The organism is Enterobacter sp. IF2SW-B1 (genome assembly GCF_001743375.1).
Lineage (GTDB): Bacteria > Pseudomonadota > Gammaproteobacteria > Enterobacterales > Enterobacteriaceae > Enterobacter > Enterobacter bugandensis.
Genome location: NZ_MJAA01000006.1, coordinates 50,946 through 67,371, shown reverse-complemented (window position 1 = coordinate 67,371; position 16,426 = coordinate 50,946). Strand labels below are relative to the sequence as shown.

General features: G+C 55.8%; 19 protein-coding genes. 8 read left to right on the top strand and 11 right to left on the bottom strand.

What is annotated here, in order from left to right; translation table 11 throughout:
• Nucleotides 1–157: 157 nt before the first annotated feature.
• The 4 genes from A6013_RS13560 to A6013_RS13540 form a co-directional block, all read right to left on the bottom strand.
• Nucleotides 158–1,144, bottom strand: coding sequence for a Dam family site-specific DNA-(adenine-N6)-methyltransferase (locus tag A6013_RS13560; RefSeq protein WP_069733246.1), 987 nt, complete (start codon nucleotides 1,142–1,144; stop codon nucleotides 158–160).
• Nucleotides 1,137–1,304, bottom strand: a complete 168-nt coding sequence (locus tag A6013_RS26820; protein WP_157844754.1) for a hypothetical protein — start codon at nucleotides 1,302–1,304, stop codon at nucleotides 1,137–1,139. Before A6013_RS26820 ends, A6013_RS13560 begins: the two co-directional genes overlap by 8 nt.
• Nucleotides 1,305–1,384: 80 nt before the next feature.
• Nucleotides 1,385–1,666 (bottom strand): hypothetical protein, encoded by a 282-nt coding sequence (locus A6013_RS13550; RefSeq protein ID WP_139128229.1) that lies wholly within the window; start codon nucleotides 1,664–1,666, stop codon nucleotides 1,385–1,387.
• A 214-nt stretch (nucleotides 1,667–1,880) separates the two neighbouring features.
• Nucleotides 1,881–2,342 carry a hypothetical protein gene (locus A6013_RS13540; RefSeq protein ID WP_224787880.1) on the bottom strand — a complete coding sequence of 154 codons (462 nt, stop codon included), beginning with the start codon at nucleotides 2,340–2,342 and terminating at the stop codon, nucleotides 1,881–1,883.
• Nucleotides 2,343–2,465: 123 nt separating this feature from the next.
• On the opposite strand from A6013_RS13540, the gene A6013_RS13535 reads away from it, so the two are divergent.
• The 3 genes from A6013_RS13535 (at nucleotide 2,466) to cueR (ending at nucleotide 4,354) form a co-directional block, all read left to right on the top strand.
• Nucleotides 2,466–2,765, top strand: coding sequence for a helix-turn-helix transcriptional regulator (locus A6013_RS13535; protein ID WP_069733243.1), 300 nt, complete (start codon nucleotides 2,466–2,468; stop codon nucleotides 2,763–2,765).
• Nucleotides 2,766–2,834: 69 nt separating this feature from the next.
• Nucleotides 2,835–3,857, top strand: coding sequence for a tyrosine-type recombinase/integrase (locus tag A6013_RS13530; RefSeq protein ID WP_069733242.1), 1,023 nt, complete (start codon nucleotides 2,835–2,837; stop codon nucleotides 3,855–3,857).
• Between the two features lie 86 nt (nucleotides 3,858–3,943).
• Nucleotides 3,944–4,354 (top strand): Cu(I)-responsive transcriptional regulator, encoded by a 411-nt coding sequence (cueR, locus tag A6013_RS13525; RefSeq protein ID WP_028012206.1) that lies wholly within the window; start codon nucleotides 3,944–3,946, stop codon nucleotides 4,352–4,354.
• Here the strand turns inward: cueR and A6013_RS13520 are convergent.
• The 3 genes from A6013_RS13520 to A6013_RS13510 form a co-directional block, all read right to left on the bottom strand.
• Nucleotides 4,351–4,803 carry an NfeD family protein gene (locus A6013_RS13520; RefSeq protein WP_028012207.1) on the bottom strand — a complete coding sequence of 151 codons (453 nt, stop codon included), beginning with the start codon at nucleotides 4,801–4,803 and terminating at the stop codon, nucleotides 4,351–4,353. The two genes, cueR and A6013_RS13520, sit on opposite strands and share 4 nt — an antisense overlap.
• Nucleotides 4,800–5,714 (bottom strand): SPFH domain-containing protein, encoded by a 915-nt coding sequence (locus tag A6013_RS13515; protein ID WP_008499312.1) that lies wholly within the window; start codon nucleotides 5,712–5,714, stop codon nucleotides 4,800–4,802. Before A6013_RS13515 ends, A6013_RS13520 begins: the two co-directional genes overlap by 4 nt.
• A 110-nt stretch (nucleotides 5,715–5,824) precedes the next feature.
• Nucleotides 5,825–6,682 carry a hypothetical protein gene (locus tag A6013_RS13510; RefSeq protein ID WP_041911048.1) on the bottom strand — a complete coding sequence of 286 codons (858 nt, stop codon included), beginning with the start codon at nucleotides 6,680–6,682 and terminating at the stop codon, nucleotides 5,825–5,827.
• Nucleotides 6,683–6,928: 246 nt separating this feature from the next.
• Between A6013_RS13510 and fetA the strand changes: the two genes are divergently transcribed.
• The gene (fetA, locus tag A6013_RS13505) at nucleotides 6,929–7,600 is read left to right on the top strand and encodes an iron ABC transporter ATP-binding protein FetA (protein WP_069733241.1); all 672 of its coding nucleotides are present in this window, start codon (nucleotides 6,929–6,931) and stop codon (nucleotides 7,598–7,600) included.
• On the top strand, nucleotides 7,593–8,375 hold the full coding sequence (gene fetB / locus A6013_RS13500; protein WP_069733240.1) for an iron export ABC transporter permease subunit FetB: 783 nt from the start codon (nucleotides 7,593–7,595) through the stop codon (nucleotides 8,373–8,375). Before fetA ends, fetB begins: the two co-directional genes overlap by 8 nt.
• Before the next feature lie 50 nt (nucleotides 8,376–8,425).
• Here the strand turns inward: fetB and A6013_RS13495 are convergent, their stop codons facing one another.
• The 3 genes from A6013_RS13495 to tesA are packed head-to-tail and all read right to left on the bottom strand — an operon-like array spanning nucleotide 8,426 to nucleotide 10,761.
• Nucleotides 8,426–9,280: a co-chaperone YbbN gene (locus tag A6013_RS13495; protein WP_069733239.1), complete on the bottom strand. Its 855-nt coding sequence runs from the start codon at nucleotides 9,278–9,280 to the stop codon at nucleotides 8,426–8,428.
• Between the two features lie 58 nt (nucleotides 9,281–9,338).
• A complete protein-coding gene (locus A6013_RS13490) occupies nucleotides 9,339–10,148 on the bottom strand; it encodes an SDR family oxidoreductase (protein ID WP_102863616.1) in 810 nt (269 codons plus the stop codon).
• A complete protein-coding gene (gene tesA / locus A6013_RS13485; RefSeq protein WP_028012213.1) occupies nucleotides 10,138–10,761 on the bottom strand; it encodes a multifunctional acyl-CoA thioesterase I/protease I/lysophospholipase L1 in 624 nt (207 codons plus the stop codon). The genes A6013_RS13490 and tesA overlap by 11 nt, the downstream gene beginning before the upstream one ends.
• Between tesA and ybbA the strand changes: the two genes are divergently transcribed.
• From ybbA to A6013_RS13470, 3 genes are all read left to right on the top strand, one after another.
• On the top strand, nucleotides 10,732–11,418 hold the full coding sequence (gene ybbA / locus A6013_RS13480) for a putative ABC transporter ATP-binding protein YbbA (RefSeq protein ID WP_041912055.1): 687 nt from the start codon (nucleotides 10,732–10,734) through the stop codon (nucleotides 11,416–11,418). The genes tesA and ybbA overlap by 30 nt on opposite strands.
• Complete coding sequence (ybbP, locus tag A6013_RS13475; protein ID WP_059357446.1) at nucleotides 11,415–13,829, top strand: putative ABC transporter permease subunit YbbP; 2,415 nt, start codon at nucleotides 11,415–11,417, stop codon at nucleotides 13,827–13,829. The genes ybbA and ybbP overlap by 4 nt, the downstream gene beginning before the upstream one ends.
• Nucleotides 13,830–14,011: 182 nt before the next feature.
• On the top strand, nucleotides 14,012–15,157 hold the full coding sequence (locus tag A6013_RS13470) for a porin (RefSeq protein WP_047367634.1): 1,146 nt from the start codon (nucleotides 14,012–14,014) through the stop codon (nucleotides 15,155–15,157).
• Nucleotides 15,158–15,279: 122 nt separating this feature from the next.
• Here A6013_RS13470 and mnmH read toward each other — a convergent pair whose 3' ends face one another.
• On the bottom strand, nucleotides 15,280–16,350 hold the full coding sequence (gene mnmH / locus A6013_RS13465; RefSeq protein ID WP_069733238.1) for a tRNA 2-selenouridine(34) synthase MnmH: 1,071 nt from the start codon (nucleotides 16,348–16,350) through the stop codon (nucleotides 15,280–15,282).
• Nucleotides 16,351–16,426 lie beyond the last annotated feature (76 nt).

Genomic DNA, 16,426 nt, shown 5'->3' with positions numbered 1-16,426 from the left:
TCGCCGGGCCTTACTTCCCGCGCGTCACGTTCGGAATAACTGATTATCTCGGTGTTGCTGTAACCTCCCTCACTAAGAACCTCAACGCGCGTGATCCAGAAATTACGGTATGGGCGAACGTCCAGAACCTTTGTTACTACCGGCTCAACTGTATTCATCAGAACACCTCCTGATCTTCAAAAGCACCAGAAGCAACCATTTCTAAATAAGTCGCATCGCCCATCACCGCCCCACAATCAGGACAGCCACCGCCCACGCGCCCACAGCAATCACAGACACGCAGCGTGCCAATCACCTCGCCAGCCAGGTTGCGCGTTTTAGCCCCAACTGAGCGCCGAACTTCATAAGGTTTAAGGGTGAACGGGTAATAAATTTGGCGTGTGTCCTCGGTGTCACTACCTGAAAAAACGGACACACAACCTTCATTGTTATGGGCGGTGATTAATGCCCCAACCAGGTCACGGTGATCAGTCGCCGTGAAGGGCTTTCCATAAGCGGTGAAATCAGCCGTTGCGCTGGCTGGCAGGTATGGCGGATCACAGTAAATTACTGTGTTCTCAAATACACGGCTTGCAACGGGAATGGTGTAGCGGAAATCTGAACAAAGAAACTGAGCGCCTTTCTCATATGCCCTTTTAGCAAAGTGCTGAATCTCCGCCACAGGGAAAATTGGCTTGCGACGATGTCCAAAAGGTACGTTGAATTCATTCTTTGCATTTACACGATATAAACCGTTATAGCAGTGACGATTCAGATAAAGGAATAAGGCGGCGAATCTTATTAACTCTTCAGAATAATACAGCCTGTTATCGCTCCCTTTATTATCAGTGCAGGAACGAAAATCACGATTGAATACATTAAATTCATTTCGATACTGATAATATGATTCTTTACAATTTCCGCCTTTAAAAAGCTCAGCGGCGGCATTCAACAAATCTTCAGTGTTACTTTTCAGAATCGAATAAAAATTGATAAGCGCGGCATTGCTATCGCACAGAATATAAGTTTTATAGTCAGTATTCAGGAAAACACTACCACTGCCCACGAAAGGCTCAACCAGGCAATCACCGAGGGGCAAAGCATCAAGCACATGCGACATAGCGCGAGACTTGCCGCCCGCCCAGATAAGAGGGGAGTTAACCATTTTTACGCTCCTTGTTTACTGCGACCTGTTCTCTGTTGGCGATCCAATCTTCCAGGCTGCGGTAAATTTCATTAGTGGAAAGCTTTTCTTTCTTCATCAGGTTTAATTTGATTCGCAACAACCCAAGCAGGTGCGCGCGGTCATTAGTTTGAATTGTCATGTTCAATCCCCTGAGAAAAGATAAAACGAAGCCCCGGCAAAAATGCCGTATATAAATCAGTTCATAGTGCCGTTATTAAATCAGCGCGCGGCGCTATTCCAGTACGCTTCTAATTCTGCGGCGAATAATTCGCAAATTGAGCCACCCGGAAGAATTGAAAATTGAATACCTGTTTCTTTACAACGCACCTCAAAACCATTTCGCGCAATATCGGAAAGAGCCATACCCTGAACAACATTACGCGATCTGCTGTATTGATGATCGGGGCCGTAACCTCTACGCGATAAAGTGCGTGCACCATTTTGTCTTGTCGCATTCAAACGGTTTCGCGCTTCGATAACTGCTGCTGTTGAAGTTGCCATTAGTGCCTCCGATGTAGCTGATCAATAGTCTGTCGAGCCTGAGACAATCCGAAGTCCAGCCCCAGATAATTACCATCTTTAGTTATTTGATATCGCTGACGTGAATACGGCTTTTTACGTGGCAACTTCAGGATTGTGAAGCCGCGATAGATTGCTGTTTTGCTATTGATCTGGATAAGCATTTTCAATCCCTGTACCTGTAGGTCCGCTATTGTCATGCAATGCGGCGTTGCTGGCTGTGACTGTTGCGCTTGTGCGTTGAATGCTGGTTACCAGTTACACGGCGATATGTTTTCTTATCTCGCATCAACCGATCAATGAAGTGCTTTTCTTCTGGAGTAATGAGTGCGCGGCAATGAGCTACAGCATTCCAATATTCTTGCAGCATTATGAAACGCTTAGGACGTTTAGAACCGGGCATCCCTTCGCGATGAACTGGTAATTGTGCGCGGTCCATCAGGTTGCGAACGCTCTTTAACGTGCGGCCAGTCAGATAAGCAAACTCGACCGGCGTAACGAAAATCTGTTTTTGCAGTTCTTCGGTATTCATATCCCGGATGCTTTCAGCCTGCGCGGTGGTCATTTTGCAGGTGCGAGCAACGCGAGCATTGTCTAACGGGAATTGGCGTAAATGTTGAGATCCCGCCGTTAAATCAATTTCTCGTAATTGTGTCATTTGTTAGACTCCATACGTTGAGGTCATTTGAGGCTTAATGAGCACTAATCGGCTTCGGGTGGCACTGTGGGCAAATGTTGCCTGTGTGCTTAATTTTTATGATTGTGATGAGATCTTATCATTATGTCAATGACGCAAGGCGAAAAACTGGCGCTTATTCGCGACTCTGAACGTTTAACTAAAAGGCAAATGTCTGAATTAACAGGTTTAAATTATTCAAGTTATGGGGGGTATGAGCGTGATAAGACGAAAATGACGCTCGAAGCAGCAGTGAGTATTTTTGGACACCCTCGTTTTCATAAGTATCAAGACTGGTTTATGTATGACCGGATCGACCCAAGCCGGGGCCAGATCGCACCGGCTCTCGCACACTTTGGGCAACAGACTACGCAATCAGACCACTCCGGGAAACAGATTGGTTAACTTTATATAAACATTACATTTTCACTATTTGTTACCAGGATAGTGAACTGACAATCGGAGGGTCTTCTTATGTCCGTTAAGAAACTCGAAGATGGTCGCTATGAAGTGGATGTAAGGCCGCGCGGGCGCGATGGAAAACGCATTCGGCGGAAGTTTGACAGAAAGGCAGAAGCGCACGCATTTGAGCGCAGTATCATTGCCAAATTTCAGAATCATGATTATCTGAATAAACCGGCTGATAAACGAAAGCTAAGCGAGTTTATTGCGCTTTGGTGGCAGTTGATTGGACGAAACAAAAACTATGCGAACCGCAGACTAAGCGCGGTTAATTGCATCTGCAAGGATATGGGCGACCCTATGCTTTACCAGCTTGATGCACGTTGCATTATTGATTACCGAGCATACCGGCTGGAGCAGGGGATTAAGGCTTCAACGATAAATCATGACCTTTTCGCCTTGAGTGGAATTTTCAAGTCAATGGCGGAGATCGACGAGTTCCACGGGGAAAATCCCGTGACATCGGTTGCCGCGTTGAAAGAGCCCAAAACCGAAATGTCATATCTGACACAGACCGAGGTTGATCGGCTCTTGTCGCTATGTTCCGGTGATTACTACCGCATAGCGATTTTGCTGCTGGCTACCGGTGCAAGGTGGGGGGAGGCATACAATTTGAAAGCGGAAAATATTGTCGGTAACAGAGTCATGTTTACCCTGACAAAAAACGGTGAAAGGCGCGTTGTTCCGATATCGGATGATATCGCCAGGATAATTAAACACAGGGAATCAGGTCGACTTTTCCGGGTGAGTTACAAAACGTTCCGCTTGAGGATGAAAGAAGCAAAACCCAATTTGCCAGATGGACAGGCCGCCCATGCTTTGCGGCACACGTTCGCGACGCACTTCATGATGAAGGGGGGCAACATCATTGCCTTACAGAGAATCTTGGGTCATGCGGATATTTCGCAAACGATGGTTTACGCGCACTTCGCTCCAGATTATTTACTGGACGCTGTGAGCTATAATCCTCTCAGCGGAATGTCCACATTGTGTCCACACTCTGGAGGCAAAGCGGGGGATTTGCGGGTTAGTTAAGTCTGTAAAATACTGATTCGGCGCAGTACCTTAAGGGGCTGCGCCTGTCAGAATCCCACCATCAAGGGGAAGGTCAAGGGGGAAATGTGAATATCAGTGACGTGGCAAAAAAAACCGGCTTAACCAGCAAGGCGATCCGCTTTTATGAAGAGAAGGGGCTGGTAACGCCACCGCTGCGCAGTGAAAACGGCTACCGCAGCTACACGCAGCTGCATCTCGATGAGCTGACGCTGCTGCGCCAGGCAAGACAGGTGGGGTTTAACCTGGAAGAGTGCGGCGAGCTGGTTAACCTGTTTAACGATCCGAAGCGCCACAGCGCGGACGTGAAAAAACGCACGCTGGAAAAAGTGGCGGAGATCGAGCGCCACATCATCGAGCTACAGGCGATGCGCGAACAGCTGCTGCAGCTGGCGGAATCCTGTCCGGGTGATGACAGCGCCGACTGCCCGATTATTGATAATCTTGCCGGCTGCTGCCATCGCAAAACCCACGTCTAGCAGGCTTTTACCCGCAGCGTAATCCCTTCCACCGCAATGACCTCAACCTGCGTTCCGGCGCTGAGGTCGTCGTCGGCCACCACCGGCCACGAGCTGTCGCCCACGCGCATGTGCCCGCGCCCGTTCACCAGCGCGGCGTCGAGCGTAAAGCGCTTGCCGACAATCTGCTGTCCGCGCTGGTTAAGATGCGCGTCCAGCGGTTTCTGCTCTTTGACCTGACGGTTAAGCCAGCGCCACCACAGCCAGGCGGCAACCAGCGTCAGCACGGCAAACAGCGCGCCCTGCCACGCCCAGCCCAGAGGAAGGATCCAGACCAGCAGGCCCGTAATGACAGCGGCAACACCGCTCCAGAGCAGGTAGCCGTTGCCGCCAAGCATCTCCGCCGCCAGCAATAAGCCACCGAGGCTTAGCCAGAAGGCATGAGGATGTGCAACGATGAGCTCAATCATTTTTTACGCTCGTTTCCGCTGTCTTTGATCAGTTCGGCGATCCCTGCGATAGAGCCCATCAGGCTGCTGGCGTCCAGGGGCATCATCACCACTTTGCTGTTGTTCGCGGAGCCGATCTCTTTCAGTGCATCGGTATATTTTTGCGCCACGAAGTAGTTCACGGCCTGGATATCACCGGCGGCAATCGCCTCGGAGACCATCTGCGTTGCGCGGGCTTCCGCTTCTGCGGAACGTTCACGCGCTTCCGCCTGTAAGAACGCGGACTGACGGTCGCCTTCGGCTTTCAGGATCTGCGACTGTTTTTCCCCTTCCGCTTTGAGGATCTCCGCCTGACGGACCCCTTCGGCTTCCAGAATATAGGCACGCTTGGTACGCTCGGCCTTCATCTGCGCGTTCATGGAGGCGATTAGCTCTGCCGGTGGGCGCACGTCGCGGATCTCAATACGGGTGACTTTGATCCCCCACGGGTTCGTTGCCTCGTCAACAATGTGCAGCAGGCGGGTATTGATGCTGTCGCGCTGGGAGAGCATTTCGTCCAGCTCCATCGAGCCGAGCACGGTACGGATGTTGGTCATCGTCAGGTTGACGATCGCCAGCTCCAGGTTGCTCACCTCATAGGCCGCTTTCGGCGCATCAATCACCTGAATAAAGCAGACGGCATCAATGGTAACGTTGGCGTTATCTTTGGAGATCACTTCCTGAGAGGGGATATCTAGCACCTGCTCCATCATGTTGATCTTGCGGCCAATCCGGTCCATGAACGGAACAATCAGGCTCAGGCCGGGCTGCAGCGTGTTGGTATAGCGGCCGAAGCGCTCGACGGTCCACTGGTAACCCTGAGGGACAATTTTGACACCTGCGCCCACGATAACCAGCGCGACGAATATAAGGACGGGAACAACGATGAGCATAAAAACCTCCTGTTTTGCATGCTTTGATGAGAAAAAGCGCGTGTTTGCTATTCGTAAGTATATCGGCTAATGGGCTAAAATTCGCCCCGTCCGACGGGCGGGGCAGAGCGTTAGTGGTAGCTGTAGGTAAAGTCAGCGATCAGCGCATCGTCACCCGCATCGGCGATGGCTTTCGACAGGCCGTGATAGAAGGTCTCCAGCCCAATCTCTTCGACCTGGCGCAGCTGCTCGCGGATCGGCGCGCAGAACAGTTCCGCATTGCCAGCGCCCACGCGCTTGTTGTTCGGCGGAAGCTGACCGGTGATCCCTTTGAACCAGGTGCGAACCGCGCCCTTCAGAGAGGTGGGCGCGTCGTTGACGGCGTCGTGTCCCGTCAGAATTTGCAGCGTCGGGAACTGGTCCGCGCAGACTGCCGTTTTCATACGCGCATAAAACTGGCTGAAGAGTTCGAAAGACTGCAGATCGGTGACTTTGGGTTTGGTCGTTTTGCCCTGAACGTTACCTGTCTTTTTCGCCGCGGGCTGCGCGGGCGCCAGCTTATTGAGCTGCAGATCGAACAGCAGGTTCGCGTGTTCGCGTCGTTTGCTTACGTCCGGGAAGCGCTCAATAAACGCGCGGATAAATTCCGGCGTCATCAGGTCCGCAAAATCATGGTTGACCAGCCACTGGCCGCGGGCAAACTCACCGGGAGACTGGAACCAGGCCGGAACCTTGCCCGGCTCGAACTCTTTGACATTCCCTCTGCCGTCGATTTCAACGAAGCGAGTGCCGTTATCAAACGCAAAGCGGCAATTCTTCAGCTGAATGACCGGCTTCATCTTCAGCAGGCCCTTAACGAACCGGACAAGCTCTCCCCCGAACACATAAGCCGTAACGGATTCTGAAGCAATGGCAGCAAGAAGCTGATCGATGGTTTTCACGCCGGGTTCAAGTTCAGAAAACTCATAAAAAGTGTGAATATTAGACATTCTTGTACTTCCTTATTGTGTTGCGGGCAGAGCTTAACACCACTTTAACGAATGTTCTAAACCAGGGATACGGAAGTGTCGCTAAGGTCACGGCGTGAACTGTAAAGCGAAAGTGTAAAGCATGTCTAATGAATGCACGGTAAACACAATCGGAAGTCTTGATGGCGAAAGGGGGCGCTAAAACGCGTTGTGACGAACGTGCGGCACGGATTATGCTAATAACGCTCAGGAGTTACTGGAAAAAATATGAACAACGAAAATGCAGTTTTGCAGATAAAGGACGTCGGCTTTCGTGTCGCAAATAACACGATCCTTCAGCACGTCGGGTTTAACCTTTTTCCCGGTGAGTTCAAGCTGATAACGGGGCCGTCAGGCTGCGGTAAAAGCACCTTACTGAAGATCGTGGCCTCACTGATGAGCCCAACGGAGGGAACCATTCTGTTTGAAGGGCAGGATATTGCGTCACTTTCCCCGGAAAGCTATCGCCAGCAGGTCTCCTATTGCGTACAAACGCCCGTGCTTTTTGGCGACACGGTTTTTGATAACCTGATTTTTCCGTGGCAAATCCGCAATAAAACGCCGGAGCCGGAAAAATTCATCGACGATCTGGCCCGTTTTGGCCTGGCGAAGGAGACGCTGACCAAATCCATCAGTGAGCTCTCGGGCGGCGAAAAGCAGCGCGTCTCGCTGATCCGTAATCTGCAGTTCTTACCGAAGGTATTGCTGCTGGATGAGATCACCAGCGCGCTCGATGATACCAACAAACGCAACGTCAACGAGATTATTCATCGTTACGCCCGCGAGCAGAATATTGCCGTGCTGTGGGTGACGCACGACTCAAACGAAATTACCCATGCGGATGACGTGATTACTCTCCAGCCGCACGGCGGGAAAATGCAGGAGGCCAACCGTGGGTGAGCATAACATTACCAATGCATCTCTGGCGTTTTCGATGGTGCTGGTGCTGATCGCTATCGTCGTCAGCTACCGGGAAAAGCTGGGCCTGGAAAAAGATATTGTCTGGAGTATCTGCCGCGCGGTGGTTCAGCTCATCATCGTCGGCTATGTGCTGAAGTATATTTTCAACGTCAACCACGCGGTGCTGACGCTGCTGATGGTGCTCTTCATCTGCTTTAACGCGGCGTGGAACGCGCAGAAACGCAGTAAATATATTGATAAGGCGTTTATCTCGTCATTTATCGCGATTACCACCGGGACGGCGCTCACCCTGGCGGTGCTGGTGCTCTCTGGCTCGATTGAGTTTACGCCGATGCAGGTGATCCCTATCTCCGGGATGATTGCGGGAAACGCTATGGTGGCCGTTGGCCTGTGCTACAACAACCTCGGCCAGCGTTTCAGCAGTGAACAGCAGCAGCTGCAGGAGAAGTTAAGCCTGGGGGCGACGCCAAAAGTGGCTTCAGCGCGGCTGATTCGTGAGAGCATTCGCTCATCGCTGATCCCGACCGTGGATTCTGCCAAAACGGTGGGGCTGGTGAGCCTGCCGGGCATGATGTCGGGGCTGATCTTTGCCGGTATCGATCCGGTAAAAGCGATTAAGTATCAGATCATGGTGACGTTTATGCTGCTTTCCACGGCGAGCCTGTCAACCATCATTGCCTGCTACCTGACCTATCGGAAGTTCTACAACCCGCGCCACCAGCTGGTGGTGACGCAGTTGAAAAAGACGGGGTAATATCGGTTTTTGTAGGCCCGGTAAGCGTTAGCGTCACCGGGCATTTTTTGTTAGTAGAGCAGCGCGTACAACTGACGACGATACTTCGACGCCAGCGCGTCTCCGGTGCCCAGCGCGGCCAGGATCTCCTGGAACATCTTGCGCGCCTGACCGTCTGCGGCAGCCAGATCTTTCTGCAGGTGGCTGAACAGCAGCTCCAGCGCCTCTTCGTTACGTCCCACCTGATGCAGCTGGAGCGCCAGCTGGCTTGCCAGCGCGGCATCCGCCGGGTTGTCGGCCACCTGCTGCTGCAGCTGCTGAATTTCCGGGGTGTCCGCCGCCTGCTTCAGCAGCTCAATCTGCGCCACCAGCCCCTGATAGCGGGTGTCCTGATCCTGCATTGGAACCGTCTTGAGCACGGCTTCCGCGTCTTCTGAACGGTGCAGGGCGATCTGCGTTTCCGCCAGCAGCAGGCCGATCTGGCTGTTCTGGTTCGACAGCTGCCACGCCTCTTTCAGCAGCGGCAGCGCCTCGTCGTATTTGCCTTCCTGCATCAGCGCCATCGCTTCCTGCGCTTTCAGCTCTTCTTCGCGCGGCAGCACTTTATCCAGCAGGGCGCGAATCGCCTCTTCCGGCTGGGGGCCCTGGAAGCCATCGACAGGCTGGCCGTTCTGGAACAGATAAACGGTTGGAATGGCGCTCAGACCAAACTGCGACGCCACCATCGGTTCGGCGTCACAATCCAGTTTCGCCAGAATGAACTGACCGTTGTACTGCGCGGCAAGGCTTTCCAGCACCGGCGTCAGCTGCAGACAGTGCTGGCTGCGCTCAGACCAGAAGTAGAACAGCACCGGTTTAGCCATCGACTGTTCGAGGACCTGTTGCAGGTTTGCTTCTGTAATATTGACGATATTCTGTACGGACATGCGGCTTTCTCTTTTGTCGGTTTACTCTTTACATGGGGATGAGCGTCGTCGCTTCAACTCAGCCGTGCAAAATTTTGTCCATTATCCTGCCCGGCAGCAGGCGCTTTAACCAGCCGACGGCATGGGTGACCAGCGTCACCGGATAGCGCATTTTGGGATGCTCGCTCTCAAAAGCATGGCGCACTTTGGCAACCACCGCCTCTGGCCCGAGGGTAAAACGTGCGGCGATGCCGGGGTTTTCGACCGGCTTGTCCGCCTGGGTCTGGTTCACGTTTTCGGTAAAGCGGGTGCGGATCGGGCCGGGTTCAATCAGGCTGACCTTGATGCCGCTGTGGCGCAGCTCCATGCGCAGGGCGTCGGACCAGGCTTCCAGCGCATATTTGCTGGCGGCGTAGGCGCCGCGGCCCGGGGTGGAAATCAGCCCCATCACTGACGATGTCATCACGATGCGCCCTTCGCCGTGCGGCAGCATGGCCGGGAGCAGACGCATGGTGAGCTGATGGACGCCGAAGAAATTGGTTGAAAACTGCTTCTCCAGCGTTTCGCGCGAGAGCGTATCCAGCGGGCCATACACGCCGTAACCGGCATTATTAAAGAGACCGTACAGACGGCCTTCGGTCAGGGCTATCACCTCGTCGGCGGCGCGTTCAACGCTCTCCGGCGAGTCCATATCCAGCTGTATGCCGGTAAAGCCCAGCCCGTTCATGCGCTCGACATCGTCAGGCTTGCGGCACGCTGCCAGCACCCTAAATCCCTGGCGCTTTAGTTCAAGCGCGCTCTCAAGGCCGATTCCGCTGGAACATCCTGTAATTAAGACCGATTTTTGCATAACTTTACCTGTCAGGAACTCCGCTGAATTACGAGTCATGTTTAACTAAAGGAGCCAGCCGCGTTGCCATCCAGTCGGCAATAAACGGCTGCGCATCGCGATTGGGGTGGATACCGTCGTCCTGCATCCACTGGGGTTTGAGATAGACCTCTTCCATGAAAAATGGCAGGAGCGGAATATCAAACTCTTTGGCAAGCTTAGGGTAGATCGCGCTAAAGGCCTCATTATACCGACGACCGTAGTTGGCGGGCAGGCGAATTTGCATCAGCAGCGGCTGGGCGTTTGCCGCCTTGATGTCCCGCAAAATGGTGCGCAGCGTTTGCTCGGTTTGCTGAGGCTGGAAGCCACGCAGGCCGTCATTACCGCCAAGCTCAACCAGCACCCAGCGCGGCTGATGCTGCTTAAGCAGCGCAGGCAGGCGCGACAGACCCTGCTGCGAGGTATCGCCGCTGATGCTGCCGTTGATAACGGTCGTCTTGCTTTGCCATTTGTCATTGAGCAGAGCCGGCCAGGCCGCGCTGGCCGCCATGCGGTAGCCCGCGCTCAGGCTGTCGCCAAGAATCAGTAACGTGTCCGCTGCCGCCGCGCGGAAGGTCATCAGCATCAAAAACAGGAAGGGCAAATGCCAGCGGAAAACAGTGTTGAAGTTCATCGTCTTAAGAAGTCCGTCGGTCAGGGGGAGCAGGAGCTTTCAATCCTTACCGGAGTTGAACTCGTTGTCAAACGCGCCGAAACCATCGCGCTGATTGGCGAATCCGGTTCCGGCAAGTCTACGCTGCTGGCGATTCTGGCCGGTCTGGACGACGGCAGCAGCGGAGAAGTCCACCTGGTCGGGCAACCGCTGCACCAGCTTGATGAAGAGGCGCGAGCCGCGCTGCGCGCGCGGCATATCGGTTTTGTTTTTCAGTCCTTTATGCTGATCCCGACCCTGAACGCGCTGGAAAACGTCGAGCTCCCGGCGCTGCTGCGCGGCGAAAAGAGTCGCGAAAGCCGCACGCATGCGAAGGCGCTGCTGGAACAGCTCGGCCTGGGCAAGCGCCTCGACCATCTTCCGGCACAGCTTTCTGGTGGCGAGCAGCAGCGCGTGGCGCTGGCGCGGGCGTTTAACGGCCGCCCGGAAGTGCTGTTTGCCGATGAACCCACCGGCAACCTTGACCGTAAAACCGGCGACAAAATTGCTGATCTGCTGTTTTCGCTTAACCGCGAACATGGCACCACGCTGATCCTCGTGACCCACGATCCGCAGCTGGCCGCCCGCTGCGACCGCCGCCTGCGGCTGGTGAACGGTATTCTTCAGGAGGAAGCATGATCGCCCGCTGGTTCTGGCGCGAATGGCGCTCGCCCTCGCTGCTGATTGTCTGGCTGGCGTTAAGTCTGGCGGTGGCCTGCGTGCTGGCGCTCGGCAGCGTCAGCGACCGTATGGAAAAAGGGCTCAGCCAGCAGAGCCGCGAATTTATGGCCGGGGACCGGGCGCTGCAAAGCTCGCGTCCTGTGCCGCCTGGCTGGATTGAGGAAGCGCGCAAGGAAGGGCTAAAGGTGGGGGAGCAGCTCACCTTCCAGACCATGACCTTCGCGGGGGACACCCCGCAGCTCGCCAGCGTGAAGGCCGTGGACGACATCTACCCGATGTACGGGGAATTACAAACCAGCCCGCCGGGGCTAAAGCCGACGCCCGGCACGGTGCTGCTGGCATCGCGCCTGATGGCACTTCTCAACCTGAAACCCGGCGACAGTATTGACGTTGGCGATGCCACGCTGAAAATCGCCGGGGAAGTGGTGCAGGAGCCCGACTCCGGCTTTAACCCGTTCCAGCTCGCGCCGCGCCTGCTGATGAACACCGCCGATGTCGCGAAAACCAACGCCGTCCAGCCGGGAAGCCGCGTCACCTGGCGCTACAAGTTTGGCGGCACGCCCGCGCAGCTGGAGGCGTATGAAAAATGGCTTCTGCCGCAGCTCAAGCCGGAACACCGCTGGTACGGGCTGGAGCAGGACGAAGGGGCGCTCGGCAAATCCCTCGAACGTTCCCAACAGTTCCTGCTGCTGTCGGCGCTGTTAACCCTGCTGCTGGCGGTAGCGGCGGTTGCCGTGGCGATGGGGCACTACTGCCGCAGCCGCTACGACCTGGTGGCGATCCTTAAAACCCTCGGCGCGGGGCGGGCGCAGCTGCGCAAGCTGATCGTCGGCCAGTGGCTGATGCTGCTGGCCCTCTCTGCGCTTACCGGCGGAATAATAGGCCTGCTGTTTGAAAAACTGCTGATGGTGATGCTGAAACCGGTGCTGCCAGCCGCCTTGCCCCCGGCAAGCCTCTGGCCGTGGCTGTGGGCGATGGGCGCGATGACGGTGATCTCGGTGCTGGTGGGGCTGCGCCCGTACCGCCTGCTGCTCGCGACACAGCCGCTGCGGGTGCTGCGCAATGATGTGGTGGCGAACGTCTGGCCGCTGAAGTTCTATCTTCCGGCGATTATTGCTGTTGCGGTCGGGCTGCTGGCCTGGCTGATGGGCGGCAGCACCCTGCTGTGGGCCGTGCTGGCCGGCGCGGTGGTACTGGCGCTGCTGTGCGGCGTGCTGGGCTGGATACTGCTCAACGTCCTGAAAAGGCTGACGGTAAAATCCCTGCCGGTGCGGCTGGCGGTCAACCGCCTGCTGCATCAGCCCTGGTCAACGCTCAGCCAGCTGTCGGCCTTTTCGCTGTCGTTTATGCTGCTGGCGCTGCTTCTCGTGCTTCGCGGGGATCTGCTGGATCGCTGGCAGCAGCAGCTTCCGCCGGAAAGCCCGAACTATTTCCTGATCAACATCGCACCGGAACAGGTGACGCCGCTGAAGGGTTTCCTGTCGGAGCATCACATTATCCCCGAGTCGTTCTATCCCATCGTCCGTGCGCGTCTGACGCAGATCAACGGCCAGTCAACCGAGGGGAACAAGGACGAGTCGCTTAACCGCGAACTCAACCTGACCTGGCAGGAGAAACGTCCCGACCATAACCCGATTACCGCCGGTAGCTGGCCGCCGAAAGCGGGAGAGGTGTCGATGGAAGAGGGGCTGGCGACGCGCCTGAACGTGAAGCTCGGGGACAGCGTGACCTTCACCGGTGATACCCAGGATTTTACCGCCAAAGTCACCAGCCTCCGTAAAGTGGACTGGGAAAGCCTGCGGCCAAACTTCTTCTTCATCTTCCCGCCGGGCGCGCTGGACGGGCAGCCGCAGAGCTGGCTGACCAGCTTCCGCTGGGAAAACGGCAACGGCATGCTGACGCAGCTTAACCGGGAGTTCCCGACGGTGAGCCTGCTGGATATTGGCGCGATCCTCAAACAGGTCGGGCAGGTGCTGGAGCAGGTGAGCCGCGCGCTGGAGGTGATGGTGGTGCTGGTGACAATCTGCGGCATATTGCTGCTGCTGGCGCAGGTGCAGGTGGGCATGCGCCAGCGTCATCAGGAACTGATAGTCTACCGCACGCTCGGCGCGGGTAAGCGGCTGCTGCGGGCGACGCTCTGGAGCGAGTTTGCGCTGCTTGGGCTGGTGGCGGGTCTGGTTGCGGCGATTGGCGCGGAGACGGCGCTGGCGGTGCTGCAGACAAAGGTCTTCGACTTCCCGTGGGAGCCTGACTGGCGTCTCTGGCTAGTACTCCCTCTCTGCGGCGCGGTGCTGCTCTCCCTCTGCGGGGGCTGGCTCGGGGCGCGATTGTTAAAGGGCAAGGCCCTGTTCCGGCAGTTTGTGAATTGATTTGGCATGGTAATAATTACGCACCGGTTTTTATGCCGGTGCGTAATGCTTAAATAGCACAAAGTGATAATGCCAGCGCATTTAGTAGCACAAAACATTAAAAACCCGCCCACACAGCCCGAAAATTTCCGGTTAATATTCACCAGCTAAATATTTAGCAGCGTGTCTATTAAGGAAAAATAATGACTATAAAAAAATCAGCGCTGGCGGCAACGATCGGCGCGGCAGTGGCATTGACTACTTTTGCATCTCAGGCAGAAATCACCGTACTTAAGCAGGATCCTCAGGCGGGTAACCCGCTGAGCCGCCTGAACTTCACCGTTGGCGGTAGTATTCGTCCGCAATTCCAGAACATGACCGGCGATGACGGCAAAAACGGCTACAAGCGTAACGGCTTTGACGGCGGAACCCGCTTCCGTTTCGCGGCAGACTACTACCTGTTCGATGACATCAGCTGGATCAGCTACTACGAGCTGGGGGTGAACATTCCGGCGCAGTTTAACTGGGATAACCACTACGCCGACGGCGCGCACGACACCTCACGCCGTATGCTCTACACCGGCCTGAAGAGCGATACCTGGGGTACGCTGACCTTCGGCCAGCAGAACAGCGTGTACTACGATGTGGTGGGCGCGAAAACCGATATCTGGGACTACGACATGATCGGCCAGGCGCCGGGTAATGGGATCAACGGCGACTACGACGGCTCTTACCGTTCACGCCAGATGCTGAAATATAAGAAAACCGTGGGCGATGCGGACATCTATGCATCCTACCTGTTTGAAGACAGCGAATACCTGCCGGGCAACGGCCTGCGCTACAAGCGTAAAGGCGGCGGCTCACTGGGTATCGATTACCACCTGACCACCGATCTGACCTGGGGCGCTGCGTGGAACTACACCCGCGCGGACATGCGTAACCCGGACAACGGCGACAGCAAATCCTACGACCAGAATATTGTCGGTACTGCGCTGAGCTGGACGCCGGACAACTGGACCTTCTCCGCTGGCGGCGGCTGGTACCAGAACTTCCTGACCACCAAAAAAGTGTCTGTTAACGACTACTTTGCGGGCGACGCGTGGGGTATTGAATACTTCGCTGGGTACAAATTCCCAATCGGTCAGTACGCGGTGAAATCCATCCAGCCTTACTTCATGGGTGACCGCATTGAGTACGTGAACGGCCGTAACTACCAGCGCATCGACAACGGCGTCGGTATCAGCTTCCAGCTGGATTACGGTTTCCGCGTGGATTACGAACACGTGTTCACCTCCAGCACCGACAACCTGGGCGACATGAACCTGGTGCGTCTGCGTTACGACTTCTAAGGTGTCATGTAGGGTGCGGCCTGATGCTCTCACCCTGACCCTCTCCCACGGGGAGAGGGAAAAAACATTAAAAACGGCAACCCAGGTTGCCGTTTTGCTTTTACCTCGCCACCCGGCCTTTTTTAGCGATTAAGCCACTCGGCAATTTCTGCGAACATCCCGCGAAAGACAATCTTCTCCGCTTTCTTCTCCAGCTGATAGCCGTACATCGGGTCGTAATAGTCCTTCAGCAGCGGTACAAGCCAGCTGAAGTGCGCGTCGGTGCTGCCCGTTCGCTGTTGTTCGGCAAGTGCCGCGTCCAGCAGCGCCGTAAATTCCGCAAAACGCTGTAGCCCAAGCCGACGGCGAATGGCAAACAGGCCGTGGTGCAGGTACTCGCTGTACTCCTTCCAGCCCGCCTCCTCACCGTACGCGGCAGAAAAATCCGCCCACATGTGGTCAAAATACTCTTCGCGCAGGCGCTCAAGTCGGGTTTCAAACGGGTCTTCGACGACAACGATAGGGGCGTCAACCATGCGGTCGCGCAGGCACTCCGGCAGGTGGTTGGAGCCAATCATCCGGCCCTCGTCCTCCAGCACCCAGCGCGCGGCGTCTTTTTTCAATAGCTCAACCGCAAGGTGATTCTCGAAGCTCGCCTGGGAAAGCTGCGGCGTAAGCGTGCGGCCAAACGACGAGCCGCGATGGTGCGCCAGCCCTTCCAGATCGATGCCCTGCGCGTGCTGCTTCACCAGCAGCGTTTTACCGTTGCCCGTACAGCCGCCAATAAGCACCATCGGCTTTTGCGACTGCTCAATGGTGACCTGAATCGCCGTCTGGCGCAGAGCCTTATAGCCGCCGCGGATCAGCGGATAGTCGATGCCAGCCTCTTTCAGCCAGGCCTGAGAGATATGCGAGCGCTGACCGCCGCGCGCGCAGCAGAGATAGCCCTCGGGGTGCGCAAGGCTGGCTTCGCGCCAGGCGTTAATGCGCGCCTCCCGCGTCTCGCCGCTCACCAGGCTATGGCCGAGCGCCAGCGCGGCGTCGGGTCCCTGGCGCTTGTAGCAGGTACCGACGGCGGCACGTTCGTCGTCGTTCATTAAGGGCAGGTTGAGTGCGGCGGGCATCGCACCCTGGGCAAATTCGATCGGCGCGCGAACGTCGATTAAAGGGGTATCAGACGCGAGGATCGCGCGATAGTCCGTTCCATCGTTCATGGTGATTCCAGAAGAAAACTCAGCAGCAATGGGCGGGGATTGTACGCCGGGGAAGGGGAAGGTCAACTCCCCGGCG

Coding starts and splice junctions, on each gene's coding strand:
- A6013_RS13560 (WP_069733246.1), bottom strand. CDS start 1,144: ATGGTTAACTCCCCTCTTATCTGGGCGGGCGGCAAGTCTCGCGCTATG.
- A6013_RS26820 (WP_157844754.1), bottom strand. CDS start 1,304: ATGACAATTCAAACTAATGACCGCGCGCACCTGCTTGGGTTGTTGCGA.
- A6013_RS13550 (WP_139128229.1), bottom strand. CDS start 1,666: ATGGCAACTTCAACAGCAGCAGTTATCGAAGCGCGAAACCGTTTGAAT.
- A6013_RS13540 (WP_224787880.1), bottom strand. CDS start 2,342: ATGACACAATTACGAGAAATTGATTTAACGGCGGGATCTCAACATTTA.
- A6013_RS13535 (WP_069733243.1), top strand. CDS start 2,466: ATGTCAATGACGCAAGGCGAAAAACTGGCGCTTATTCGCGACTCTGAA.
- A6013_RS13530 (WP_069733242.1), top strand. CDS start 2,835: ATGTCCGTTAAGAAACTCGAAGATGGTCGCTATGAAGTGGATGTAAGG.
- A6013_RS13520 (WP_028012207.1), bottom strand. CDS start 4,803: ATGATTGAGCTCATCGTTGCACATCCTCATGCCTTCTGGCTAAGCCTC.
- A6013_RS13515 (WP_008499312.1), bottom strand. CDS start 5,714: ATGCTCATCGTTGTTCCCGTCCTTATATTCGTCGCGCTGGTTATCGTG.
- A6013_RS13510 (WP_041911048.1), bottom strand. CDS start 6,682: ATGTCTAATATTCACACTTTTTATGAGTTTTCTGAACTTGAACCCGGC.
- fetA (WP_069733241.1), top strand. CDS start 6,929: ATGAACAACGAAAATGCAGTTTTGCAGATAAAGGACGTCGGCTTTCGT.
- A6013_RS13495 (WP_069733239.1), bottom strand. CDS start 9,280: ATGTCCGTACAGAATATCGTCAATATTACAGAAGCAAACCTGCAACAG.
- A6013_RS13490 (WP_102863616.1), bottom strand. CDS start 10,148: ATGACTCGTAATTCAGCGGAGTTCCTGACAGGTAAAGTTATGCAAAAA.
- ybbA (WP_041912055.1), top strand. CDS start 10,732: ATGCCAGCGGAAAACAGTGTTGAAGTTCATCGTCTTAAGAAGTCCGTC.
- tesA (WP_028012213.1), bottom strand. CDS start 10,761: ATGAACTTCAACACTGTTTTCCGCTGGCATTTGCCCTTCCTGTTTTTG.
- ybbP (WP_059357446.1), top strand. CDS start 11,415: ATGATCGCCCGCTGGTTCTGGCGCGAATGGCGCTCGCCCTCGCTGCTG.
- A6013_RS13470 (WP_047367634.1), top strand. CDS start 14,012: ATGACTATAAAAAAATCAGCGCTGGCGGCAACGATCGGCGCGGCAGTG.
- mnmH (WP_069733238.1), bottom strand. CDS start 16,350: ATGAACGATGGAACGGACTATCGCGCGATCCTCGCGTCTGATACCCCT.